The 23,675-nt window shown below is 73.0% G+C and carries 24 protein-coding genes; 8 read left to right on the plus strand and 16 right to left on the minus strand.

Annotated features, from left to right (window positions below):
• Positions 1 to 211 precede the first annotated feature (211 nt).
• The 3 genes from AB0C84_RS01965 to AB0C84_RS01975 all read right to left on the minus strand — a co-directional run bounded on the left by AB0C84_RS01965 (position 212) and on the right by AB0C84_RS01975 (position 3,726).
• Positions 212 to 1,048, minus strand: a complete 837-nt coding sequence (locus tag AB0C84_RS01965; RefSeq protein WP_361060214.1) for a glycerophosphodiester phosphodiesterase family protein — start codon at positions 1,046 to 1,048, stop codon at positions 212 to 214.
• Between the two features lie 186 nt (positions 1,049 to 1,234).
• Positions 1,235 to 2,518: an adenylosuccinate synthase gene (locus AB0C84_RS01970; protein ID WP_361060216.1), complete on the minus strand. Its 1,284-nt coding sequence runs from the start codon at positions 2,516 to 2,518 to the stop codon at positions 1,235 to 1,237.
• Positions 2,519 to 2,634: 116 nt separating this feature from the next.
• Positions 2,635 to 3,726 carry a helix-turn-helix transcriptional regulator gene (locus AB0C84_RS01975; RefSeq protein ID WP_361060218.1) on the minus strand — a complete coding sequence of 364 codons (1,092 nt, stop codon included), beginning with the start codon at positions 3,724 to 3,726 and terminating at the stop codon, positions 2,635 to 2,637.
• A 121-nt stretch (positions 3,727 to 3,847) separates the two neighbouring features.
• Between AB0C84_RS01975 and AB0C84_RS01980 the strand changes: the two genes are divergently transcribed.
• Complete coding sequence (locus AB0C84_RS01980) at positions 3,848 to 5,284, plus strand: FAD/NAD(P)-binding protein (RefSeq protein ID WP_361060220.1); 1,437 nt, start codon at positions 3,848 to 3,850, stop codon at positions 5,282 to 5,284.
• On the opposite strand, the gene AB0C84_RS01985 is transcribed toward AB0C84_RS01980, so the two are convergent.
• The 7 genes from AB0C84_RS01985 to fbaA all read right to left on the minus strand — a co-directional run bounded on the left by AB0C84_RS01985 (position 5,271) and on the right by fbaA (position 10,682).
• A complete protein-coding gene (locus AB0C84_RS01985; RefSeq protein WP_179831713.1) occupies positions 5,271 to 5,693 on the minus strand; it encodes a DUF3151 domain-containing protein in 423 nt (140 codons plus the stop codon). The genes AB0C84_RS01980 and AB0C84_RS01985 overlap by 14 nt on opposite strands.
• A gap of 39 nt (positions 5,694 to 5,732) precedes the next feature.
• Positions 5,733 to 6,266: a GNAT family N-acetyltransferase gene (locus tag AB0C84_RS01990; protein ID WP_361060222.1), complete on the minus strand. Its 534-nt coding sequence runs from the start codon at positions 6,264 to 6,266 to the stop codon at positions 5,733 to 5,735.
• 43 nt (positions 6,267 to 6,309) lie between these two features.
• Positions 6,310 to 6,915 (minus strand): TIGR03086 family metal-binding protein, encoded by a 606-nt coding sequence (locus tag AB0C84_RS01995; protein WP_361060224.1) that lies wholly within the window; start codon positions 6,913 to 6,915, stop codon positions 6,310 to 6,312.
• Positions 6,916 to 7,022: 107 nt separating this feature from the next.
• On the minus strand, positions 7,023 to 7,874 hold the full coding sequence (locus tag AB0C84_RS02000; protein ID WP_361060226.1) for a maleylpyruvate isomerase N-terminal domain-containing protein: 852 nt from the start codon (positions 7,872 to 7,874) through the stop codon (positions 7,023 to 7,025).
• Between the two features lie 43 nt (positions 7,875 to 7,917).
• Positions 7,918 to 8,949 (minus strand): carboxymuconolactone decarboxylase family protein, encoded by a 1,032-nt coding sequence (locus AB0C84_RS02005; RefSeq protein ID WP_361060228.1) that lies wholly within the window; start codon positions 8,947 to 8,949, stop codon positions 7,918 to 7,920.
• Between the two features lie 188 nt (positions 8,950 to 9,137).
• Positions 9,138 to 9,587: a helix-turn-helix domain-containing protein gene (locus AB0C84_RS02010; protein WP_361060230.1), complete on the minus strand. Its 450-nt coding sequence runs from the start codon at positions 9,585 to 9,587 to the stop codon at positions 9,138 to 9,140.
• A gap of 72 nt (positions 9,588 to 9,659) precedes the next feature.
• Positions 9,660 to 10,682: a class II fructose-bisphosphate aldolase gene (gene fbaA, locus AB0C84_RS02015; RefSeq protein ID WP_179844950.1), complete on the minus strand. Its 1,023-nt coding sequence runs from the start codon at positions 10,680 to 10,682 to the stop codon at positions 9,660 to 9,662.
• 169 nt (positions 10,683 to 10,851) lie between these two features.
• Between fbaA and AB0C84_RS02020 the strand changes: the two genes are divergently transcribed.
• Positions 10,852 to 11,577: a DedA family protein gene (locus tag AB0C84_RS02020; protein ID WP_361060232.1), complete on the plus strand. Its 726-nt coding sequence runs from the start codon at positions 10,852 to 10,854 to the stop codon at positions 11,575 to 11,577.
• 63 nt (positions 11,578 to 11,640) lie between these two features.
• A complete protein-coding gene (locus AB0C84_RS02025) occupies positions 11,641 to 12,048 on the plus strand; it encodes a hypothetical protein (RefSeq protein WP_361060234.1) in 408 nt (135 codons plus the stop codon).
• On the opposite strand, the gene pyrE is transcribed toward AB0C84_RS02025, so the two are convergent.
• The gene (pyrE, locus tag AB0C84_RS02030) at positions 12,045 to 12,581 is read right to left on the minus strand and encodes an orotate phosphoribosyltransferase (RefSeq protein WP_361060236.1); all 537 of its coding nucleotides are present in this window, start codon (positions 12,579 to 12,581) and stop codon (positions 12,045 to 12,047) included. The two genes, AB0C84_RS02025 and pyrE, sit on opposite strands and share 4 nt — an antisense overlap.
• Before the next feature lie 131 nt (positions 12,582 to 12,712).
• Between pyrE and AB0C84_RS02035 the strand changes: the two genes are divergently transcribed.
• Positions 12,713 to 13,165: a hypothetical protein gene (locus tag AB0C84_RS02035; protein WP_361060803.1), complete on the plus strand. Its 453-nt coding sequence runs from the start codon at positions 12,713 to 12,715 to the stop codon at positions 13,163 to 13,165.
• Between the two features lie 517 nt (positions 13,166 to 13,682).
• Here the strand turns inward: AB0C84_RS02035 and AB0C84_RS02040 are convergent.
• From AB0C84_RS02040 to AB0C84_RS02055, 4 genes are all read right to left on the minus strand, one after another.
• Positions 13,683 to 14,330, minus strand: coding sequence for a tetratricopeptide repeat protein (locus AB0C84_RS02040; RefSeq protein WP_344432438.1), 648 nt, complete (start codon positions 14,328 to 14,330; stop codon positions 13,683 to 13,685).
• 86 nt (positions 14,331 to 14,416) lie between these two features.
• Entirely contained in the window at positions 14,417 to 15,730 is a 1,314-nt protein-coding gene (locus AB0C84_RS02045) for an NYN domain-containing protein (RefSeq protein WP_361060238.1), read from the minus strand.
• 251 nt (positions 15,731 to 15,981) lie between these two features.
• A complete protein-coding gene (locus AB0C84_RS02050; RefSeq protein ID WP_361060240.1) occupies positions 15,982 to 17,349 on the minus strand; it encodes a sigma-70 family RNA polymerase sigma factor in 1,368 nt (455 codons plus the stop codon).
• A 182-nt stretch (positions 17,350 to 17,531) separates the two neighbouring features.
• Entirely contained in the window at positions 17,532 to 19,157 is a 1,626-nt protein-coding gene (locus tag AB0C84_RS02055; RefSeq protein ID WP_361060242.1) for an alkaline phosphatase D family protein, read from the minus strand.
• A 63-nt stretch (positions 19,158 to 19,220) separates the two neighbouring features.
• On the opposite strand from AB0C84_RS02055, the gene AB0C84_RS02060 reads away from it, so the two are divergent.
• Positions 19,221 to 19,379, plus strand: a complete 159-nt coding sequence (locus AB0C84_RS02060; protein ID WP_361060244.1) for a hypothetical protein — start codon at positions 19,221 to 19,223, stop codon at positions 19,377 to 19,379.
• A gap of 22 nt (positions 19,380 to 19,401) precedes the next feature.
• On the opposite strand, the gene AB0C84_RS02065 is transcribed toward AB0C84_RS02060, so the two are convergent.
• Positions 19,402 to 20,388: an NAD-dependent epimerase/dehydratase family protein gene (locus tag AB0C84_RS02065; RefSeq protein WP_361060246.1), complete on the minus strand. Its 987-nt coding sequence runs from the start codon at positions 20,386 to 20,388 to the stop codon at positions 19,402 to 19,404.
• 168 nt (positions 20,389 to 20,556) lie between these two features.
• On the opposite strand from AB0C84_RS02065, the gene AB0C84_RS02070 reads away from it, so the two are divergent.
• The 3 genes from AB0C84_RS02070 to AB0C84_RS02080 are packed head-to-tail and all read left to right on the plus strand — an operon-like array spanning position 20,557 to position 23,541.
• Positions 20,557 to 21,957, plus strand: coding sequence for an MFS transporter (locus AB0C84_RS02070; RefSeq protein ID WP_361060248.1), 1,401 nt, complete (start codon positions 20,557 to 20,559; stop codon positions 21,955 to 21,957).
• 10 nt (positions 21,958 to 21,967) lie between these two features.
• Positions 21,968 to 22,318, plus strand: a complete 351-nt coding sequence (locus tag AB0C84_RS02075; protein ID WP_179844940.1) for a YciI family protein — start codon at positions 21,968 to 21,970, stop codon at positions 22,316 to 22,318.
• Positions 22,297 to 23,541, plus strand: a complete 1,245-nt coding sequence (locus AB0C84_RS02080; RefSeq protein ID WP_361060251.1) for an RNA polymerase sigma factor — start codon at positions 22,297 to 22,299, stop codon at positions 23,539 to 23,541. Before AB0C84_RS02075 ends, AB0C84_RS02080 begins: the two co-directional genes overlap by 22 nt.
• Positions 23,542 to 23,675: the final 134 nt, after the last annotated feature.

Here is a 23,675-nt window from a genome sequence, read left to right on the forward strand (position 1 = left end):
CGCGATCGCGGCGTGTTTATTGCAGTGCTCTCCTCCTTCGGGCCCGGGGGGCCCTCCATCGTCGAGTACTGCGGGCGATCGCTGGCATCGCTCCGTCTCGCCTGGCGGCTCGCTGCGCGATCAGGTTCTCGCTTCGCTTGAACCTGCCTTCGGACGCGATCGCAACCATTGAGGTTGTTGCGTGGTTGCTGCGGTGGCTGGGCGTCGTGCGTCAGACGGCGGGGGTTCGTGCTTGGAGGGTCTGGAGGACGTCGGGGTAGTCGGTGACTATCGCGTCCACGCCCTGGGTCATGAAGCGGGTCATGTCCTGGGGGGTGTTGACCGTCCAGACGATGACTGGGAGGGCCAGGGAGTGGGCCTGGTCTATCAGGGTGGGGGTGGTGATCTCGTGTTCGGGGGAGACGGCCGTGGCGCCCAGGGCGAGGGCCGCGGCCACCGGGTCGGTCGGGGAGTGGCCCGCGAGCCAGGCGGTCTCCGGGGTCAGGGTCTTGCGTTCCATCAGGGCGACGCGGCCCAGGTCCGGGTAGTGGCGGCGGGCCTCGGTCAGGACGCGCCAGTCGAAGGCCAGGAGCTGGGAGCGCCCGGTGCAGCCGAAGGCCTTCAGGACGGCCGCCACGGAAGCCGTCAGGAGCTCCACCTCTTCGTCGGTCCAGGACGGGTCCGTCTTGAGTTCGACGGAGAGCCTGACGCCGGTGGGGGCCAGTAGGGCGCACGCCTCCGCGAGCGTGGGGATGCGGGTGCCGGGCATCGGGGCGGCCTCGCAGCTGAGGCCCGCGTCGAGCGTCCGCAACTGGGCGAGTGACAGTTCGCGGACGGGCCTGCCGAGATAGGGGTAGGCGGGGTCGCCCGGCCAGGCGGGGCCCGTGTCGGCGAGGACGGCCGGGGAGAGCACCTGGTCGTGCCCGAGGACGACCACGCCGTCCGAGGACAGGCCCACGTCCAACTCGATCACGTCGACGCCGAGGTCGAGTGCGTGGGCGAAGCCGGGCAGGGTGTTCTCCGGACGGAGGCCGCGCGCCCCCCGATGCCCGTGCACCTCGATATTCACGGCATTCTTCTCCTCCTTCGGGCCTGGCGGCCCTCCATCGTCGAAGAACGCGGCGATCGCTGGCATCGCTCCGTCTCGCCTTGCGGCTCGCTGCGCGATCAGATTCTTGCTTCGCTCGAATCTGCCTTCGGACGCGATCGCAACCCTAAGGTCGTCGCGGGGTTGCGGCGTGCCGGAGGCTGTGGCTCAAACGAGGGGGCGGATGGAAAGGGTCTGGTCGCGGCCGGGGCCTACGCCGATCGCGGAGATCTGGGCGCCGGACATCTTCTCCAGGGCCCGGACGTACGCCTGCGCGTTGGCGGGCAGGTCCTCGAACTTCTTGGCGGCGGTGATGTCCTCCTGCCAGCCGTCAAGGTATTCGAGGACGGGCTTGGCGTGGTGGAACTCGGTCTGCGTCGTGGGCAGCTCGTCCACCCGGACGCCGTCGACCTCGTAGGCGACGCACACCGGGACCCGCTCCAGGCCGGACAGGACGTCCAGCTTCGTCAGGAAGTAGTCGGTGATGCCGTTGACGCGGGTGGCGTAGCGGGCGATCACGGCGTCGAACCAGCCGCAGCGGCGGTCGCGGCCCGTGGTCACGCCGTACTCGCCGCCGGTCGTGCGCAGGTACTCGCCCTGCTCGTCCAGCAGCTCGGTGGGGAACGGCCCGGACCCTACACGGGTCGTGTAGGCCTTGAGGATGCCGATCACACGGGTGATCTTGGTGGGGCCGACGCCGGAGCCCGCGCAGGCGCCGCCGGCCGTGGGACTGGACGAGGTCACGAACGGGTACGTGCCGTGGTCGATGTCGAGCAGCGTGCCCTGCGCGCCCTCCAGGAGGACGACCTTGCCGTCGTCCAGCGCCTTGTTGAGGACGAGCGTGGTGTCGGCGACGAACGGCCTGAGGCGCTCGCCGTAGGCCAGGTACTCCTGGACGATCGGCCCGGTCTCGATGCGGCGCCGGTTGTAGACCTTCGTCAGGACCTGGTTCTTCTCGCGCAGGGCCAGGTCGAGCTTCTGCGTGAGGATGTTCGGGTCGAACAGGTCCTGGACGCGGATGCCCATCCGGTTGATCTTGTCGGCGTAGGTGGGGCCGATGCCGCGGCCGGTGGTGCCGATCCGGGCCTTGCCGAGGTAGCGCTCGGTGACCTTGTCGAGGGCGCGGTGGTGCGGCATGATCAGGTGCGCGTTCGCCGAGATCAGCAGCCGCTCGCAGCCGATGCCGCGGTCCCGCAGGCCGTCGATCTCCTGCAGCAGCACGGCCGGGTCGATCACCACGCCGTTGCCGATGACGGGGACGACGTCGGGCGACAGCACTCCGGACGGCAGCAGGTGCAGCGCGTAGCTCTTGTCGCCGATGACCACCGTGTGGCCCGCGTTGTTGCCGCCCTGGTATCGGACGACATAGTCGACGTCCCCACCGAGCAGGTCTGTCGCCTTGCCCTTGCCCTCATCTCCCCACTGGGCACCGACAAGAACGATGGCAGGCATGCCGTTCTTCCTTCCCACGACGAAGGCCCCGGTCGCCGCAAGCGCGAAGGGGCCTCTTGCGATCAAAGCGTACCCGCAGGCGGGCGACAAAGAAACCGGAGGCCGGTTCCCGGCCGTCACCTGCCCCGGCGCGGCCAGTAGTTCTCGGCGAACAGCTTCGCGACCAGCTCGCCGCGGCTCGACACGCGCGTCTTGGCGAACACGGCCTTGACGTGGTCGCGGACGGTGTGCGGGGAGATGACCAGCTCGGCGGCGATGCCGCCGGTGGTCAGCCCGCGCGCGATCAGCTGGGTGATCTCCAGTTCGCGCGCGGACAGGCCGTACGCCTCCGCGATGACCGGCGCCATGTCGGAGCCGGCGGCCGGCTGGACGACCACGGCGGTGGGGCCGGGCGCGCCGGGGACCCCGTCCATGCTGGAGGCGTGGACGACGAGCCACTGGCCGTCGCGGGTGCGGATCCGGATGCGGGCCGCTCCGCGGTCGCGGCCGGCGGCGACGGCGCGGGCCTGCGCGGCGGTCCCGGCGAGCCAGACCGGCAGGGGCGGGCCCAGCGGCGACGGGACGGACGGGCCGTCCGGGAGGCGAGAGAGGAGGTCGCGGGCCTCGTCGTTGATCGAGAAGGGCGTGCCGGCCGGGTCGAACAGGATGAGCCCCGGGTCCTGGCCCGCGGCCGGGCCCGGCGGCCGGACGGGCCGGGCCAGCTCGCGGAGACGGTCGGCGAGCGGCGCGGAGAGGCCCGCTACGAGGGCGACCTCCGAGGGGCCGAACGGCTCCCGGCCCTTCTCGCGGAACAGGCTGACGACGCCCCAGGGCCGGCCACCGGTCCGCAGGACGGCGCGGAGCTCGTCCCCGATCCCCTGGCGGCCGAGCAGCCTGCGGTACTGCGCGCTGCGGGCGGGCAGTCCGTCGGTGCTCGCCACGAGCCCGGCGGCCGGGACGGCGGCGCGGGCCAGGTCGCGGTAGGGCAGCACGGTCTCCTCCAGGAGCGCGCACTCCCAGTAGGCGAAGCACTGCTCGCCGCGCCCGAGGTTCTCGACCAGCATCGGGGCGGTGATCAACCCGGTCTCCGGGTCGGTGGCCGACCACGCGGCGGCCTGGAAGCCGAGCAGCCGTCCGAGCCGCGACGAGGCGCCCGCGAACAGGCCGGACGCGTCCCGTGCGCGTGCGGCGCCGTCGAGGAGGGCCCGCCGTTCCCGCTGGTCGATCACCGTTCCAGTCTGCCCGCCGTGCGCGGCGGGCGTACCCCCTCAGATGGGGGATCGCGGCCCGGGACGATCCCTCGCCCGCGGGGGATGGGGCGGGCGCGGCCGGGCGGCGAGGCTCGGCGGCATGGACATCGCGATCATCGGGGCGGGTGCGGCGGCCGTCGCGCTGCTGGACGCCCTCGACCCCTCGGACATCCGGTCCGTCACCGTCTTCGACCCTTCGACGCCGCCGTGGCGCGGCCGCCCCTACCGGCCGGACCTGGACTCCGTGCTCGTCAACGCCCCGCCGGAGATCATGTCGATCCGGTCCGGGGACCGGGAGCATTACGCGCGCTGGCTGGACGGGGACGCGCCCGCCGGAACCCACCTCGACGAGCGGCTCGGCCGCCCGATACCGCCGCGCGCCGTGTACGGGCGGTACCTGGTGGACACGGCTGAGGCCGCGCTCGCCCGGTTCGCCCGGACGGAGGTCGTCGACGCGGCCGTGACAGGAGTGTCCCTCGCAGACCGCCCAACCGTGCGAACGGCAGACGGACGCCGGTACACCGCCGACCACGTCGTCCTGTGCGTCGGCGGGGGCGCTCCCCGCGACGGTTACGGGCTGGCAGGCGCGCCCGGCTTCGTCGCCGACCCGTATCCACTGCGGCAGACCCTCGCGGACGTCCCGCCCCGAAGTGATGTGGCGGTCATCGGGACGGGCCTGACCGCGGTCGACATCGTGGCGTCACTGGCCGCGCGCGGGCACACCGGCAGGATCGGCATGGTGTCGCGGAGCGGGACGCTCCCGTTCGTCTGGCAGCGTCCCGCTCCGACGGGCCTCCGGTATCTGGCGCCCGACCGCCTGCGGTCCCTGGAGGGGCCGATCGGGCTGGCGGAGTTCACCGACCTGATCCGCAGGGAGCTGGCGGATCACGGCGAGAGCTGGGACGCCCTCGCGGCCTGGATCGCCGCGGCATGGGAACGGGGCCCTGAGGCGAGCCTGCGCGAGCAGCTCGCCCTGGTGGACGCGCCGCAGCTCGGCCGCCGGATCGTGCAGGAGGCCGCGCACACCGCCGGTCCGATCGCGTGGCGGCTGCTGCGGGCGCGTGACCGGGAGCGGCTCCGCGGCCGCCACTTCCGGACGATCACGAGCGTGGCCTCGCCGATGGTGCCCCGCAACGCCGCGCTGCTGCTGGAGCTGTTCGAGGCGGGGGCGCTGGAGGTGCTGCCCGGGATCGAGAAGATCGAGGCGGGGTCCGGATTCGAGATCACGCACGCGGCGGGCGTCCGCACCGCCGACATCGTGATCAACGCGGTCAACCCGCCGCCGCACGCGATTCCCCGGGCGGCCGAGCCGCTCGTCTCGTCCCTGCTGGCCCAGGGCGCGGTGCTGGACCCGGACGGCGGCCTCGCCGTCGACCCCGGCACGGGACGGGTCCTCGTCGCAGGCCGTTCCGATCGTCGCCTGCACGTGGCCGGCGACCTCGCCGGCGGAGGCCCGTTCCTGGTGTCGGGCATCCCCGGCGTCGCCGCCCAGGCGTCCCGGGCGGCGCGCTCGATCGGTGGCGTCAGGAGCCGTTGAGGGCGTCGGCGGCCTCGGCGCTGCTGTCGCGGAGGAACGTCTTGCAGCGCTCGGCCTCGGACTCCTCGCCGATGGCGGCGGCGGCCCGGGCGAGGGCGTGCAGGGCGCGCAGGAAGCCGCGGTTCGGCTCGTGCTCCCAGGGGATGGGGCCGTGGCCCTTCCAGCCCGCCCGGCGCAGCTGGTCCAGCCCGCGGTGGTAGCCGGTGCGGGCGAACGCGTAGGAGTCGATGACGCTGCCCTTGGCGAAGGAGCGGTCGGCCAGCTCGGCCCACGCGCCCGGGTGGTCCGGGTGGCGCGCGGCGACCTCGAACGGGTCGACGCCCTCCTCCAGGGCCGTCCGGGCCTCGACGTTGTCCGGAAGTTCGGTGGGAGCGGGGCCGCCGAGCAGGTTCTGGGTCATGCCGGTCATGGTAAGCGGGCGCCCCCGTCCGGATTCAACCGGCCGGGGTCAGGCGGGCACGGGGAGCGGCAGACGGAAGTGGGCGGACCCGCCGTCCCTCGTGGAGCGGGCCGCCGGCCAGCCGCTATGGACGAACAGGAGCGCCTGCCGGTTGGTGAGGATGACGTCCGCGTCGAACTCGGTGATGCCGCGCCGCCCGGCGAGTTCGGACAGGCAGCCGACGAGGGCGCTGCCGAGGCCCTGGCGCTGCCAGGGGTCGGCGACCAGGACGGCGAGGTCGGCCCGCCAGGGCCGTGCCGCGTCGCGGGCGTACTCGGCGATGCCGAGGATCTCGTCCCGGTCCAGCGCGACGAGGGCCTCGCGGTGCCAGTGGTCGAGGCCCTCCAGAAGGCGGACGTAGTGGTCGGGGATGCGGGGCGTGCCGGAGAAGAAGCGGGTGTAGAGGCTGGCGGCCGACAGCCGGTCCGACATCCGGCGGAGGCGGTCGCGGTCGGTGACGCCGTACGGGCGGATCCGGACGTCGTCGAGCACGGCGTGGATGCGGGCGACGGTGCGCACATCGAGTTGCTTCACACAACTCATTGGAGCGCACAAAGTTGTGTGAAGCAACCTGAGCGAGATCGCCTCAGGGCGCCGGACGGCGGCCGAGGAAGGCGACGAGACGGTCGCCGGGCGACGCGTGCGGGCCGGGATCCAGCGGCTCGCCGAACAGCGGCAGGCGCCCGCACGGCGGCGCCAGCGTCCTCGACACGTCCAGGAGATCGGCGGCCAGGTCCGGTGGAATGGGCTGCCCCGCTCCCGTCGCCTGCGCGACGTCCCAGCCGTGCACGGCCGCTTCCAGGGCGCCCGCGCCGGCCACCAGCTCGCCGGGCAGGCAGAGGTCGCCGATCGCCGCCGTCCCCGCGTCGCGGTCGGCACAGCCGGGGAAGGCCATGGCGTGGCGGAGCACGCGGGCGGCGCGGACGCGCAGCGCCGACACCGGGTCGTCGGCCGGGTCGACCGCGACCGGGCGGAGGCCGACCCGGCCTCCCGCCAGGCCCTCGTGCACCGCCGCGAGGGAGTCGCCGACGTGCAGGAGCAGCATGGTGAGATCCCAGGCCGCGCAGGGTGTCGGACGGGTGAGCATCGGCCGCGTGACGGGCTGGACGGCGGTCAGGAGAAAGCCGATCGAGCGCTCCAGGATGCGCGCGTTCGATCGGAGGGGCGCCGATGCGCCGGTCGCCTCACGCATTCGGCTCCTCACCTCGCTGGGATGATCACCTGTATAGACCTTCGCCGCGGCGAGAAGTCATCGGTGTCCGCCCTTCGAGGGGGCCGGTGAAAGGGAGGCGCCGCCGTTCACGAGGGAAGACGCACGATCCGGAGGAATGCGGGAAGCACCCAGGGCCGCCGCCCCCGAATGACAATCTTCCTGCTCAGCACGGCCCGCGCCCTGCCGATCCGTCCGAACAGCATCAGGTTGAGCACCGTCGGGTCGAAGAACAGCCGCACGTCGGGACGGTCGCCGGGCTCCTCCACGGTGACGAACCCATCGGTCATCGCCATCACCACTGGGGCGGTGTGGTCGGAGCGGAACTCGACGGTGATCCGTCCGGCGGGCGCGGGGCCGTGACCCTCCAGCAGCCGCCCGTACCCGTACTCGGTCACCCCGACGAGGAACATCTCGAAGAACGGGGCCGCCTCCTGAGGCGGGACGTCCCAGCGCCTGCGCAGGGGCCGGGCGATGTCGCGGCCGTGGATCTGGAGCTCGTTGAGCAGGTGCGCCAGGAGCCCGCCGAGCGGGACGTGCGAGCCGCCCAGCCAGGGCAGCGCCATCGCGGGATCGGCGTCCCGCGTCGCCGTCAGAAGGCGGTCGACATCGCGGAGCAGGACGTCCGCGAGGACCTCTGGATCGCGCTCGGGGAAAAGGCGCAGCAATTCCTCGTTCGCGGTGTCGACCGTATCGACGATCGTGCTCCGGACGAGGTCGTCGGTCACGGCCAGCGGATCGTCGCAACCGGCGGGATCGACCATCTGGTGATACATCCGCGCGAGGGTGGCGACATGCGCCGCCATATCGGTCACCGTCCAGGTCGCGGTGGCCTTCGTCCCGGATCCGGCCGAGGTCAGTAACTCGGCGAACCGGTCACCGGTCCCGCGCAGATACTTCCGGGTCGCCGCCCAGTTCTCTTCCGTGAGCCGAACCACCATGGCCCGATCGTCGCAATTTACAAAAGGCCGGGCAAGCGTCCGGTCAGGCCGCCGCCGCCCGTGCGGTGGTGAACGCGGCCCACGCGAGGCATTCCAGCAGGCGGGCGTCCGCGCCGTCGTCGCGGCGGAACTCCGCGACGACCGCCGGGCCGACCCGGTGCGAGGCGAGCGCGGTCAGCAGCACGAGCCGCCCGGCGGGACGGTCCGGCGCGGGCAGACGGGCCACGGCCTCGTCGATCCGCGCGGGCTCGGCCGCGTGCCCGTCCCACGCGGCGAGCTCTGCGGCCAGCAGCTCCCGGACCGGCGCCGGCACCGCCCGCTCGCCCGCCCGGTCGATGACCGCCGACGTGCGCGCGAACGCGGCGGCGATCACCTCGTTGCCCTCCGTCCAGGGCAGGTCGCCGGACGGCGCGGGCGGCAGCAGGTCGAGGGAGCCGCCAGGGGCGTGCCGGGCGCGCGTGCCCGCGGCCATCAGGCGGCCCATCACCCGGCTGATCGCGCCGTGCGCCCTCGCCGGGGCGCTCGGGGGGAACGGCGACTCGCCCAGGAAGATGTTGACCATCCGGTTGTAGTAGTGGAAGGCGAAGGCGGTGCCGACGATCTCGGGCGCCTGCTCGGGTGGGAACGGGCGCTCGGGAACCTCCGGCGTGCCGAACCGCACGCCCCACTCGGCGATCGCGCGGATGCGCGGGTCGCCGACTTCGTCGAGCCTGCCCGCGGCGATCGCGGTGGCGTCGCGCCCGCGCACGAGGCCGTGCAGCGTGGTGCTGTGCGCCGCCACGCAGTAGGGGCAGGAGTTGCCGAGCGACACCGCCGCGGCGGCGGCCTCCTTGACCGCGCGCTCGGCCTTCCCCGTCGCGACCAGGGTCTCGCGCAGCATCGTCCACACGGCGGCGAGCAGCTCCGGGACGGGGGAGTGCAGGATCACCGGCGGCGCGAGGATGCCGAAGTCCCGTTCGAGCTGGTCGTAGACCCGCGCGACCAGCCCCTGGGCGGCCGCGTGCCGGACGAGCGAGACGTGCGCGATCTGCGCCTCCGCACCGCGCCGCGCCGCCCGGACCAGATGGCTGTTCATCGCCGAACCACGCCGTGTTGATTCAGTCCCGGCCCACTTCGCTCGCCTGGCGGCTCGCTACGCGACCTGGCCTGGGCGAACGCGGCATCGCTTCGCGATCCGCCCGGCTCCGCTCGCCTCCGGCGTCGCTCCACCGGGCAGGTCACGCGTTCGCGCGGCATTGCCGAGGCGACTTCGAGGAAGGGTCCCTAAGCACTGGGGCCCGGCCGGGGGTCGACGTCGGCGGGGCCGAGGTGCGCGCCGCAGGAGCCGCACGTGAACGAAGGGGTCAGCGTGCCGTCGCAGCCCCGGTGGCCGATGACCAGGGGAGGGCCGGCAGGCGCGTAGTGGCGGTCGCCCCACATCATCAGGGTCATGACCGCGGGCCACAGCTCCACGCCCTTGCGGGTCAGCCGGTACTCGTGGCGCTCCGGCCGCTGCTGGTACGGGACGCGGCGCATGATGCCCTCGTCGCAGAGCCGGTTGAGCCGGTCGGTGAGGACGTTGCGGGCCACGCCCAGGGTGTCCTGGAAGTCGTCGAAGCGCCGCACGCCCTGGAACGCGCTGCGGATCACCAGCATCGTCCAGCGGTCGCCCACGACCTCCAGCGAGCGGGCGACCGAGCAGTTCTGCGAGTCGTAGGTGCGGGGCAGTGCCACGCCTGCGAGCCTACCCGCGTTTCGTCAGGCAACGGGCGTGGCCGGGGGCCGCGCGGCCCCCGGCCCGCTCCGCTACTTCAGCTTCTTGCCGGCGGACTGCAGGTTCTCGGCGGCCTCGACGATGCGGGCGGCCATCGCGGTCTCCGCCGCCTTGCCCCACGAGCGCGGGTCGTACTGCTTCTTGTTGCCGACCTCGCCGTCGACCTTCAGCACGCCGTCGTAGTTGCGGAACATGTGCTCGGCGACCGGGCGGGTGAAGGCGTACTGGGTGTCGGTGTCGATGTTCATCTTGACGACGCCGTACGACACCGCCTCCCGGATCTCCTCCAGCGTGGAGCCCGAGCCGCCGTGGAACACCAGGTCGAACGGCTTGTCCTTGCCGTACTTGGCGCCGACCGCGTCCTGGATCTCCTTGAGCACCTCGGGACGCAGCTTGACCGAGCCCGGCTTGTAGACGCCGTGCACGTTCCCGAACGTCGCCGCCAGGATGTAGCGGCCCTTCTCGCCCACGCCGACGGCCTCGGCGGTCGCGAGCGCGTCGCCCGGCGTGGTGTACAGCTTCTCGTTGATCTCGTTGGCGACGCCGTCCTCCTCGCCGCCGACGACCCCGATCTCCATCTCCATGATGATCCGGGCCTTGGCGCACTCCTCCAGCAGTTCGGCGGCGATCCGCAGGTTCTCGTGCAGCTCGACGGCGGATCCGTCCCACATGTGCGACTGGAACAGCGGCTCCTCGCCGCGCGCCACCCGCTCCTGCGAGATCTTCACCAGCGGCCGCATGAAGCCGTCCAGCTTGTCCTTCGGGCAGTGGTCGGTGTGCAGCGCGATGTTCACCGGGTACTTGGCTGCCACGACCCGGGCGTACTCGGCCAGCGCGGTCGCGCCCGTGACCATGTCCTTCACCGTGGAGCCGGACAGGTAGTCGGCTCCGCCGGTGGACACCTGCACGATGCCGTCGCTCTCCGCCTCCGCGAACCCGCGCAGCGCGGCGTTCAGCGTCTGGCTGGACGTCACGTTGATCGCGGGGAAGGCGAAGCCGTCGCGCTTCGCACGGTCGAGCATCTCCGCGTAGACCTCGGGCGTTGCGATGGGCATTGTCAGCGTCCTTTCATACGCAGGGTGCCGCCGGGCATCCGGCCGGGCGGTAGCTCCCGGACGTCCGCGTACCCAGGGAGTGCCCAGGTCACGCGGTTTCCGGGTCGGGCATGCCGTCCGCGCTCAGTATCCCGCCTAATCGGAGCGTGGGGAAAGGTACGCTCGCGGTGTGGATCTCACTGCCCTTCCCCTTGACATCACCGAGTGGTTGCACCCCACCGCGTGGCTGCAGCTTTTCGGCACGTTCGCGACGATCGGCGTGCTCGCCATCATCTTCGCGGAGACCGGTCTTCTGATCGGCTGCATCCTTCCGGGCGACTCGCTGCTGTTCACGGCGGGGATCCTCACGGCGGTCTCGACCGTCAACGGCCAGGACTTCCAGCCGCTGTCGCTGCCCTGGCTGCTGATCGGCGGCCCGGTGGCGGCGATCGCCGGCGCCCAGCTCGGCCACTTCCTCGGCGCCCGCTACGGCCGCAAGCTCTTCGACAGACCCGACTCGCGGATCTTCAAGCAGGAGTGGGTGGAGAAGGCCGAGTACTACTTCAACCGGTTCGGCCCCGCGAAGGCGGTGGTGCTTGCCCGGTTCATCCCGATTGTCCGGACGTTCCTGAACCCGCTCGCCGGGATGCTCGGCATGGATGCGAAGAAGTTCTTCGTCTGGAACGCGATCGGCGGCATCGTCTGGACGGACGCCCTCTTCCTCCTCGGCCACTTCCTCGGGTCCGAAGTGCCCGACGTTGAGAAATACATCCTCCCGGGCGTTGCGGTCATCCTGATTCTTTCGGTCATTCCGATCATTCGGGAGGTCCTGAAGGGCCGCAAAGCGGACCACGGTCCGAATAAGAATGGTCCGGAAGAGTCCCGTCCGTCGCTCAGCGGTGACAGTTATCGCTAACCTCCCCATGTGGGACGTCACCGGTCGGACCCTAGGGGTCTCGCGCGCATACTGATCGCGGCCTTGGCCGTGATGGCCGCCTTGGCCCTGCTCATCGTCGGGGGCATGGCCCTGGTCAACGCGATCATGAGCGAACCCGACAAGAAGGGCCCTTCGGGGGCCTCGCCGTCGGGCGATGCCGGGCGCACCACGCCGAGCAGCAACGAGACCACGACGTCGCCCACGGCGCCGCTCCCCCTGGTCATCCGCGTGACCGGCCAGCCCACGACGGTGGTGGTCCGCGTCGCCGACGCCGGCGGCAAGGTGCTCGCCAACAGCACGCTCAACACCGGCGACACCCTCCAGTTCAAGGAGGCGCCCCTGCAGGTCGTCGCCCAGAACGGCGGCTCCCTGCAGGTCGCGATCTACGGCAGGCTCCAGCCGCGCCAGCCGAACGGCCAGCGCGCCCAGTGGCTCGTGAAGGCCCGCTAATCGAGACCGAGGTCGGCGACCTCGTAGGGGTGCCGGTACTCCAGGCCCTCCTCGGCGATCCGGCCTGCGGCGCCGCGCTCCAGGATCGTCGCGACCGCCACCACCTCCGCCCCCGCCTCGCGGAGCGCCTCCACCGCCGTGAGCACGGAGCCGCCCGTGGTCGAGGTGTCCTCCACCGCGAGGACGCGGCGGCCCGCCACGTCCGGCCCCTCGATCCGGCGCTGCAGCCCGTGGGCCTTGCCCGCCTTGCGGACGACGAACGCGTCCAGCGCCCGGCCCCGCGCCGCCGCCGCGTGCAGCATCGCGGCGGCCACCGGGTCCGCCCCGAGCGTCAGCCCGCCCACGGCCTCGTAGTCGAGGTCGGCGGTCTCGTCCAGCATGACCCGTCCGACCAGCGGGGCCGCGGACCCGTCCAGCGTCACCCGGCGGAGGTCCACGTACCAGGACGCCCGCTTGCCCGACGACAGCACGAAGTCGCCGTGCACCACGGCCCTGTCCTTGATCTTCTGCAGCAGTTCATCGCGATCGCTCACGTGCAGAACCCTATTCACCCTGCGTACGCGCTCCGCCGCCGCCGTGTACGGTTCGCGGGGTGACACCCGGAACCCTCGTCCTGCTGCACGCTCCCGGCGCCACCGCGGCCTCCTGGGGCGACCTGCCCGAGATGCTCCGCTCGTACGGGCTGGACGTGGTGGCACCGGACGTCCCGGACGACGCGGGCCCCCGCTACATCGCCCGCGTCTCGCTCACCATCACCGCGACCGACCCGGTCCCACCGCTCGTCCTCGTGGCGCACGGCGCCGCCGGCCCCCTGCTGCCCGGCGTCGGCCTGGCCCAGCGCGCCGCCCACCGCCCCGTGGGCGGCTACGTCTTCGTCGACGCCGATCTCCCCCGCCCGGCCCGGCACGACCACGACGCCCCGCAGGAAGACCTCCCCACGGCCCCAGATTGGCCCGAGGCGCCCTGCGGCTACCTCCGCACCCATTCGGACCGCTCCGCCTCCCCCAAGCACGATGAGGCCATCAGAGAGGCCCACCTACGCGGCTGGCCCACGACCGAACACGAACCCCCCACCGCCGCCGCCCAATCCCTGAGCGAACTAATAGCCCGCCTGTAGCTGTGTCTTCCCAGGGGGGCGACGCCTCTACCCAGGGGGCGACCCCCTGGAACCCCCGTTGCGAGCCGGACGATCCTCACGCCACGGTGCGGGTCGCTGTGTCCGTGCGGGTCGGTGTCGTGTCGCTGCGGTCGCCCGGCTCGGCGGGCATGCGCGTTGCGCTCGCTGCGCTCGCTCCACGCGCCTGCCCGCGCCTCGGTTGGACTACGAGCCCAAGAGGGTGTGAATCGTTCACGTCCAGTGCTCTTGGACGTGCCACGCTGTGACGCTCTTGGAGCTGGCCTGTGCCGAGGCGCGGGTCGGGCGGCCGGAAGGCGCTCTAAGCGCCTGGAGGTCGCACGACCCGCCGAGCCGGGCGACCGCAGCGACACGACGAATACCCGCACGGGCACGGAAACCCGCACCGTGGCGTGAGGATCGCCCGGCTCGCGACGGGGGGTTCCAGGGGGGGCGCTACCCCTGGGCTAGCACCGCCCGGCTCGTGACGGGGGTTCCAGGGGGTCGCCCCCCTGGGGAATCACGAGTTCTTCAAAAGGTCGTCTAGGAGGGCGTCGTAGTCGTCTTCGCTTCGGCCCAGGTCTATGCGGGCGCGGTAGCGGAGGCGGAGGAGGGCTTCGAGGCTGTCTTCGGCGAGGGCGACGTCGTCCAGGCCCGGGGTGAGGGTGTCGGCGTCAGGGGCGGGGGCCTCGTCGGGGCCGCCGCCCATGCCGGTTCCCACGGCGCGGTCGCGGAGTTCCAGGACGACGTCGGCTCCGCTGGTGGCCCATTCGTGGGCGCCGGTCGCGTCGCCCTGGGCGTAGAGCACCTCGGCCACGGCGCGGTACACCTCGGGGTCGCGCGGCTTGTCGGCGCGGATCTGGTCGACGAGGGCGCGGGCCTCGTCGCCGCGGCCCAGTTCGAAGAGCGCGTCGGCGAGGTAGGCGCGCGGGTCGCCGTAGGTCTCGCCGCCGTCCTCCATGGCCCTGCGGTACAGCTCGGCGGCCCTGGCGTGGTCGCCGGCGTGCTGCCACTGCTCGCCGGCGCGCAGCAGGACGTTGGCGCGTGACACTCCACCGGACACCGACTCGGCCAGCTCGGTCAGCCTGCGGGCCGCCGAGATGTGATCGCCGGTGCGCAGGGTGTCGAACTCCAGGTCGTCGAGATCGTCTTCCGTCACATGCGTCACGGTTCAACGCTACCCGGCACCGCCCGGCCGAAGCGGGCGAATCGATGATGATCGTGGAATACCGGTGCTAATGAGTGGACGTCAGGTCACCTGCGCGAACGTTCGAGCGCGTCCCAGAAGCCGCGGCGCAGGGCGTGGCGGACCTCGTCGTGCAGGAGGAAGTCGATGGGCAGCGAGGAGCCCTGCAGGAGCCGGGCCTCCAGGTCGGACGGCATGCGCGGCTTGCGGGCGAGGACGGCCTCCAGCCACAGCGCGGGGGCGTCGCGGGCGACGGACTCGCCGAAGTCCTGGCCTTCCTGATGGGCGGCCTTGACGGCGTCCGAGAGGGTCGGCGTCTGCTGCACCGGGAGGGGGGAGATCTGCTGCGGGCCGGTGTAGGGGCCGTGCTGGCCGGACGGCGCCGCCTGCGACTGGATGGTCTGCGGGGGAGGCGGCGGGGAGGGCGCCGGGATCGGGGAGGAGGTGTACTGCGGGCTGGGGGACGGCGGCGGCACGGGCACCGACGGCGCCTGCGTCGAGGACGGTCCGGGGGCGGGGTGCTGCGGGAGCGGGAGCCCGCCGCTGCCGTAGGACGATCCGGCGAGCCCGCCGCCCGTGCCTCCGGGCAGCGACATGGGGCCGGTGCCGAGGCCGGTGCCGCCGGTCGGCGAGGATCCGCCGCCGAGCCCGCCGGTCATGGCCGGGCCGAGGTCGCGGACGGCCGGGGACGGGGCGGGCGTCGCGGGCGGGATGCTCAGCGGCGACGACGGCGGGGGCCCGTTGTTCGAGGTGTTCTGGAGCGGGCCGAGGGAGGAGGCGTGCCCGTTCGTGGCGCCGTGCCCGTTGGACAGCGGGCTCGTGCCGAGCGAGGAGCCGCCGTCGACGCCGGCGAGCAGGTTGACGTAGGGACGCAGGTGGCCGGAGCCGATCTCGATGAGGTCGTCGCACTCCTGGCGCAGCACCCGGGAGATCGTCCAGTTGCCGTCGACGGCGACGTGCACGACCGTGACGCGGACGCCGAGGTCCTGGGCGTCCGCGACGACCTGGGCGAGGTCCTCGTCGCCGCTGACCAGGACGGCGTCGGCGAGCGCGTCGTTGCGGGCCAGCGTCATCAGGTCGCGGTGGATCTCGGTGTCGACGCCCTCGCGGCGGCCGGGCCGGATCCGGCCGAGCCGCAGCTTGAGGCCGGGCAGGTCGGCCAGCGCGTCGTGCTCGGGGTTGCGGCGCCCCTCGACCGTCGCCTCGTACCAGTAGCAGCGCAGCAACGGCATGCCGGTGCGTTCCCTGGCGAGGTTGCCGAGGAGTTGCAGGAGGCCGCCGAAGTCCCACGAGACGGTCTCGCGATGGCGCGTGCCGTGTACCGCCATGGCACCGTCGGCCAGCAGGTAGCCGGCGTCCACGAACAGCGCGCAGCGATCCATGCGGCACCGTCCTTCCTCAACACGGGAGCTCACAGCGTGCCCATTTCGGCGTAGCGACACCGGGCGCTTATAGCGTAGTGAAGCCCGTCTGCCCGGTAGGCCGTTACGGCGATTCGCCACTCTTTCATGGCAAGCCGCCGGTTGGCGACTCCTCGGTAACAAGGATTCGGAGCCGCGGCGGACGCTACCAGCCCTTTAGGCTCCGTCCGGCCCTTCCGAAGGATCTTTACGGGAAGAATCAGGTGGCGGGTTCAGTCCAGGCGTGCCCGCGACCCTCGCTTCAACCCCGGAAGACGGGCGTGACCATGGGGAGTGCCGTAGGAGGCGGCGCGGTGCCGTATGGAGCGGATTTCGCCGCGCGGCGTGTCGGTGCCGAGGCGGACGCGCACCTCGGCCGACAGCAGCGGCACCCGCAGGTGGATGTGGACCAGCAGTCCTCCAGGACGGTCGATCGGATGAGACGGGGCCGGGTTGGGCTTGGCGGGCTTGTCCACGTGCGGCGGTCTCACGTGGGGCCTCGGCGCCGGGCGGGGCGGCCTGGCCCGGGGCTCGGCCGCCACCGGGCGGACGGCGACGTGCCGCTTCACGAGCGGCTTCGCGGCGGGCGGCCCGGGCGCGGGCGGCTTCACGGCGGGCGGACGGGCGGCGGGCGGGGCGGCCGGCTCGGCGGCGGCCGGCGGGGTGCGCGGTGCGGGAACGGGCCGGTCGTCGGAGACGAGCATCAGGCCGAGTGCGGTCGCCGCGGCGGCGGCCGCCACGGACCCGGCGAGCACCTGCTGCTGCCGCTTGGGCAGATGCCGCACCCACAGGAAGAAGCCGCCCTTGGACGCCAGGTAGGCGGTGCTCGCCGAGCCGAGGACGAGCGGGCCGAGGACGTCGCGCAGTGCCGTGTTCACCTGCGCCAGTTCCCCGTGCAGGCCCTTGCAGCGCTTGCAGCCGTCCAGATGGCGCTCGACCCTGCGGGAGTCACGGCCCGGCAGCGCATCGCGGACGTAGGCGCCGAGCTTGTCCAGGACGGGACGGCACGCGTCGCCGGAGTCGAGGCCGTTCAGGTGCATCTGGAGGTAGGCCAGCCGCAGCCCCTCGCGGGCCCGGTAGGCGAGCGCGGCGGCGCCGTTGGCGGTCAGGCCGAGGATCGGGGCGACGTCGGCGGGCTTGGCGTCCTCGACCTCGGTGTGCCAGAGGACGGTCTGCCACCGCTCGGGGAGCGACCGGAACGCCCGCGCGACCATCGAACGTTCCAACTCCTCGACCGCCGGGTCGGCGTAGGGCTCCTCGACGTCGTACGCCTCGATGTCGTCGGTGTGGTGGACGCGGCGGTCCGCGCGCTGCCGGTCGTAGACCGTCCGCCGCACGGCCGTGAGCAGGTAGGGCCGGAACCCGGTGTCGGGCCCGCCGCCGCGCTTGAGCACGGAGAGGACCTTGGCGAACGCGTCCTGGACGGCGTCCTCGGCGGCCTCGCGCCCGGCCAGATGGCCCGCGAGCCCGCGCGCGGCGGGCAGGTGCCGCTCGTAGAGCGTTCCGTAGGCGGCGTCGTCGCCCTCGCGGATCCGGGAGATGAGCGCGGCGTCGCTGGGCCCGGCGTCGCCGGCCTCCGTCACATCGTCCCCTGGCTCCATGCTTGCTCATTGTGACTGATTGACCACCTGTTGTCGCTCATTTGGGTCACAGATGTTCTGCGCGAGTCGCGTCATAGCCGGGAGACCGCGCCGTTGGAGGGGTGTGGACGGCGTCTGGGCGGGGTCGTCCACGCGGGGGGTGCGTTCGTTTCATCGAGGGGGTGGAACGAACGCACCCGCCGTCAGGTGATGCCAGCGCGTCCCATCTCGGACATCGTGCCGCCGGTCCCCGGGGTCTCCCACCGCACGCCGCACTCGCGTCCGGACAGTTCGACGGTGGCGATGGCGTTGTCGAACCAGGGGCCGTTCGTCATCCGCCACCGGATCGGCGGGGCGGGCACCTTCGCCAGCTTCGCCAGGAGGCGGAACGGCCGGCCGGCGGACCGCGAGTAGGCGATGCGGTTCGCCCACCGGAACTTGCCCTCCAGCGGGTTGCGCAGCGGCGAGCAGACGATCTGGGTGATCTTCGACTGGGTGGCGGGCTCGGTGATCCTCGCCAGGTAGGAGTAGTGGATGTCGCCGGACAGGAACGAGATGCTCGCCGGCGCGGGGCCGCGCTCCCCGCGCCCGACGGCGACGACGCCGGCGGCGACGGCGCGGAACGACCGCTCGAAGGCGGCCCAGTGCTCCAGGTCGGCGGCCTGGCGGATCTTCTCGCCGACCGCCGCGCCGCGCCTGCCCCACGCGCCCTCGGCGACGGCCTCGTTCCACGACTCGGCGTGGTGGATCGCCATGGGCAGCAGGTAGGGGAGCGAGCTGGCGATGAGCAGGTGGTCCATGCCGCCCTGGCACCGGCCGTCCAGCCAGTCGAACTCCTCGTCGTCGAGCATGCCGCGACGGTCGGCCGTGAGCAGGCGCGAGCACCGGCTGTCGACGACGATCAGGCGCGTGCCGGCCCAGTCGTGGGCGTAGCTCCAGCGCATGGTCTCGGGCTGCTTGTCGGCCTTCTCGGCGAACGCGTCCAGGACGGCGCCCGCGTCGCCGGTCTCCTCGGAGGCCGCCCGGACGGCCTCGAACACGGGATCGGACGCCCGGTCCTGTGGCGACATGTTCCCGAGGTGCTGGTAGATCCAGTACGACCCGATGCCGCCTGTGATGCGCGCCTTCCACCAGGGCTGGTCCCACATCTCCCGGCGCCACGTGTACGAGGTGTTCCAGTCGTCGCGGATGTCGTGGTCGTCGAAGATCGTGAAGGTGGGGACGGTGGACAGCAGCCACCGGACGGCCGGGTCGTCGTGCCAGGCGAGCTTGTAGAGCTGGGTGTAGTCCTCGTAGTCGGCGACCTCGCCGTCCGGCGGCGAGCCCGGCGCGCGGCGGCCGCTGATGAACTCGCGCATCTGGGGGGTCAGCTCGTCGGCGTACACCTGGTCGCCGACCATGAGCAGGACGTCCGGCCAGACGGTGTCCTCCCCGCCGGTCCGGAGCCGGTCGGCGAACGCGGTGAGGGCGTCGTGCCCGTACTCCTCGACGGTGCCGGGCGAGCGGCGGCAGGAGCCGAAGGAGATGCGCAGCTCGCCGTGCTCGCGCAACGTCCTGATGTGGGACGGGGGGAACCCTGCGCCGGCCTCGGGCCAGACGGTCTCGCCGTCCGCCAGCACCTCGTAGGGGATCCGCGCCCCTGCTGCGAGCCCGTCGATCTCGACGACGGCGTAGTGGTGGCCGTGCGCGGTGAAGGTGCGGGCGGCGGCGTCCACCCCCTGCTCCCGGTTGACGACCCTGACCTCGCAGGGACGATCGGTCTCCACCCAGATCGTCGCGGTGTGGTGGCTCACGTGCCGTAGGTGGGGGCCGAGTACCAAAGCGGTCATAGAACGCCTCTCTAGCGGACGGGCGCCCTGTGTGTCCACACGCGGCCCGGTCGCATGCCGTGCATGCGACCGGGCCGCGTGGGCGGTGAGGGCCGCCGGGAGCTGGACCGGCTGACCGCCGTCGTCGAAGCGGAGTGGGCCCGGGTCCGGGAGGCGGTGGGCCGGGAGGAGCTGGCCCTGCTGCGGGCCCTGCTCACCCGGATGTCCGCGCAGCTCACCTGACCCGGGCGCGCTACACCACAGGTCAGCGGGAGCCCAGGACCTCGTTCTCCTTCTCCGGGGCGAGGCCGAGGACGGGACGGTCGGGGCGCTGCGGTGCCGTGCCGCCTATCGACTGGAGCCAGGCCCAGGTGTCCGCGACCGTCTCCTGGACGGGCCTGCAACGCAGCCCTGCGGACAGAGCCTTGCTGACGTTGCCCTGGTGCAGCATGTCGTAGGTCTCCCCAGGCGGGAGCCAGGCGGGAAGGTCGGTCCACGGCTCGATGCCCGCTTCAAGGATCTTTTCCGGGGCCGTCCAGACGAGGTTCGCACTCGACCCCGTCACGTCGATGCAGGTTTGGAGCAGTTCGCGCATCGTCGTGTGGCCGGGCGGGCTGACCAGGTCGTAGGGTCCGCCGAGCCCGCGCTCGACAGCGTCCAGGGTCCAGATGGCGAGGTCCCGCACGTCGATGTACTGGAGGCCGGCGTCGCGCGGGCCGGGCGCCAGGACGTCGCCGCCTCGCGCCATGCGCGTCAGCCACCAGGGCAGCCGCCCGATGTTCTCGTACGGGCCCAGGATGAGGCCCGCCCGCACCAGGAGGGCGCCGGCCCCGTACACGTCGAGCGCTGCCAGTTCCCCACCGCGCTTGGTCGCCGCGTAGTCGACCTCGCCATCGTCCGGGGAGCCGTCCACCACCTCGGCTTCCTCGCCGAGCCCGGACGGTTCCGGAAACCGGTACACCGAACGGCTGGAGATGTAGACGTACCGTGCGACACGTCCTTCGAGCAGGCGCGCGGTGTCGCGGACAGCGGACGGTGCGCCGGACCAGGTGTCGACGACGGCGTCCCATTCCCCGTCCTCGAGTGCCTTGAGACCACCTTCCGCGGTGCGGTCGCCGTGCAACGATCCGGCGCCCTGGGGCGGCTCATGGCGACCCCGGTGGAAGACCGTGACGTCCCAGCCGCGGGCAAGGCCCTCTTCGGCGATGGCCCGTCCGACGAACTCCGTCCCGCCCAGCATCAGAAGCCTCATGGGGTGAACTCTGCCTTCTGTACGTTCTGTACGGAACGGCTGCACGCTCACAGCGTAAAGAGCCGCCTCCGCCGAGCCCTCCCCGCGAAATCTCCTCCCGCCGGGTGTCGAAAACAGGGGGCGCGAAGTGTCGACAGGAAGAGAGGCGATGCAGGCGGAAGGGGAGACATGGACACGGACACGCGCCGGTGGGCGGCGCTCGGGCTGCTCTGCGCGGCGAACTTCATGGTGGTGCTCGACTCGCAGATCGTGCTGCTGGCGCTGCCGTCGGTCGAGCGCGACCTGGCGTTCACCGGCGGCGGGGCGCAGTGGGTGATGAGCGCCTACCTGCTCGGCTTCGGCGGCCTGCTGCTGCTCGGCGGCCGGACGGCGGACCTGGCCGGGCGGCGCAGGACCTTCCTCGCCGGGACGGGGCTGTTCCTCGTGGCGTCGCTGCTGTGCGGGTCGGCCTGGAACGGCGGGGCGCTGATCGGCGCCCGGGTCGCGCAGGGGGTGTCGGCGGCGCTGATGGCGCCGAGCGCGCTGTCGATCCTGACCGCGACCTTCGCCGAGGGGCCGGCGCGGAACCGGGCGATCGCCGTGTGGGCCAGTGTGGGCGGGTTCGGCGCGACCGCGGCGCTGCTGGTCGGCGGCCCGCTCACCGGCGGGCTCGGCTGGCGGTCGATCTTCTTCCTGAACGTGCCGGCCGCGGTGCTGCTGCTCGCCCTCGGGCCGTCGCTGCTCGACGAGAGCCGGGGCGGGGCGCGCCGCGGCTACGACCCGGTGGGCGCGCTGACCGTGACGCTCGCGGCGTCGGCGACGGTGTACGGGGTCGTCCGGATCCCCGAGACGGGCTGGACGAGCGCCTGGACGGCCGGGTCGCTCGCGGTCGCGGTCGTCGCCGGGGTGGCGTTCGTGCTCGCCGAGTCGCGCTCGCGGGCGCCGCTCGTCCCGCTGCGCACGTTCCGTTCCCGCCGCCTCACCGGCGGGAACGTGGTCACGCTGGCCGCGGCGATGGCGGTGTTCGGGACGTCGCTCGCGGTGTCCCGGTACGCGCAGGACGTCCTCGGCTACTCGCCGCTCGCGTTCGGGTTCGCCACGGCGGTGCTGCCGCTGGCGGCGGTCGCCGGGTCGGCCGCGGCGCAGGCGGCGCTCCGGCGGGCCACCGTGCGGGCGGTCGCGCCGGCGGGGCTGGCGGTCATGGCGGCGGGCTGCCTCGTGCTGGCCCGCGTGCCCGCGGGCGGCTACGCGACCGTCCTGCTGCCCGGCCTGGCGCTGCTCGGACTCGGGCTCGGCGCGTCCGGGGTGGCCGGGTCGGTCGCCGCGCTGGCGGGGGGCGCCGAGGGCGACGCGGGCCTGGCGTCCGGGATCAACACGGCCGCGTTCCAGTTCGGCGGCGCGTTCGGCGTGGCCGTCGCGTCCACCGCCGTCCTGTCCTGGGCGGACGGGACCGGGCCCGCCGCCGGGTTCCGCGCGGCGTTCGCCGCCTCGGCCGGGATCGCCCTCGCGGGCGCCGTGGTCGCGGCCGCCCTGCTCGGGACGCCGGCCCGGCGACGAGTTTCCGAGCCGGTGAAGGTCACAACCCGATAGAGGAGGAACGATGCACTACCTGATGCTGATCTGCGGGAACGAGGAGTGGGAGCCGTCCCCCGCCGAGCTGGCCGCGGTGATCGCCGACACCGAGGCGTGGGTGAAGGAGATGGACGGCCGGGGCGTCCGGAGGTTCGGCGACCGGCTGCGCCCCACCGGCACCGCCACGACCGTCCGCGTGCGGGACGGCGAGACGCTGCTGTCGGACGGGCCGTTCGCCGAGACCAAGGAGCAGATCCTCGGCTTCGACCTGATCGACTGCGCCGACCTGGAGGAGGCGCTCGACATCGCGTCCCGGCACCCGTCGGCGCGGCTCGGGTCGATCGAGGTACGGCCGCTGTGGCCGTTCGGGGAGGACTGACGGAGACCGGACGCGCGGTCGCGGCGGCCTTCCGCGAGGAGTGGGGCCGGGTCGTCGCGACCCTCATCCGCATGACGGGCGACTGGGACCTCGCCGAGGAGTGCGCCCAGGAGGCGTTCGCGCGCGCCCTCGAACGCTGGCCGCGGGACGGGGTGCCGCGCCGCCCCGGCGCCTGGCTGACGACGACGGCCCGCAACCACGCGCTGAACCGGATCCGGCGCGGCAAGACGGAGACCGCGAAGCTCAGGGAGCTGGGGACGATGGCGGACACGCCGGAGCGGCCGGACCAGGGCGGGCTTCCCGACGACCGGCTCCGGCTGATCTACACCTGCTGCCATCCGGCGCTGCCGGTCGAGGCCCGCGTGGCGCTGACGCTGCGCACGGTCCTCGGCCTGACCACCGGGGAGATCGCGCGGGCGTTCCTGGTCGCCGAGCCCGCGATGGCGCAGCGGCTCGTCCGGGCCAAGCGCAAGATCCGCCAGGCGGGCGTCCCGTACCGGGTGCCGCCCGCCCACCTGCTGGCCGAGCGCACCGCGTCCGTGCTGGGCGTCGTGTACCTGCTGTTCAACGAGGGGTACGCGGCGACCGAGGGCTCGGACCCGGTGCGCTCCGGCCTGTGCGGGGAGGCGATCCGCCTCGCCCGCCTCCTGCACGACCTGGCCCCGGATGATCCGGAGGTCACCGGCCTCCTCGCGCTCCTGCTGCTCCAGCACTCCCGGCACGCCGCCCGGACGGACGGGGCCGGCGACCTGGTCGCCCTGGAGGATCAGGACCGGAGCCGCTGGGACCGCGCGGCGATCGCCGAGGGCGCCGCGCTCGTGGACGAGGCGCTCCGCCGGGGCGAACCCGGCCCCTACCAGGTGCAGGCCGCCATCGCCGCGTGCCACGGCACCGCGCGCACGGCGGGCGAGACCGACTGGCCGCAGATCGCCGCCCTGTACGGGCGGCTCGAGGCGATGAGCCCAGGGCCCGTCGTCCGGCTCAACCGGGCCGTCGCGGTGGCGATGGCGGACGGGGCCCTGGCGGGCCTGGCCCTGGTCGACCGCGTCGAGGGACTGGAGGGCTACCACCTGCTCCACGCCACCCGCGCGGACCTCCTGCGCCGCCTCGGCCAGCGGGAGGAGGCCGCCGCGGCCTACCGGGAGGCGCTCGCGCTGTCCCGCGCCGACGCCGACCGCCGGTACCTGGCGCGCCGCCTCGGCGAGGTCCGGCGCGCCGACTGACGCGGTTGCGGACGATCCCCAACCGGCGGCGCGGAGGGAACCGATTCCGGGGGGCGGTGCTCCACACCGACCCTGACCGCCCGTCATACCGGTTGGTATTTATACCCCATAGATGGTTGTCGCGGGAAATTTAC

The organism is Actinomadura sp. NPDC048955, from assembly GCF_040649435.1.
Lineage (GTDB): Bacteria > Actinomycetota > Actinomycetes > Streptosporangiales > Streptosporangiaceae > Spirillospora > Spirillospora luteofluorescens.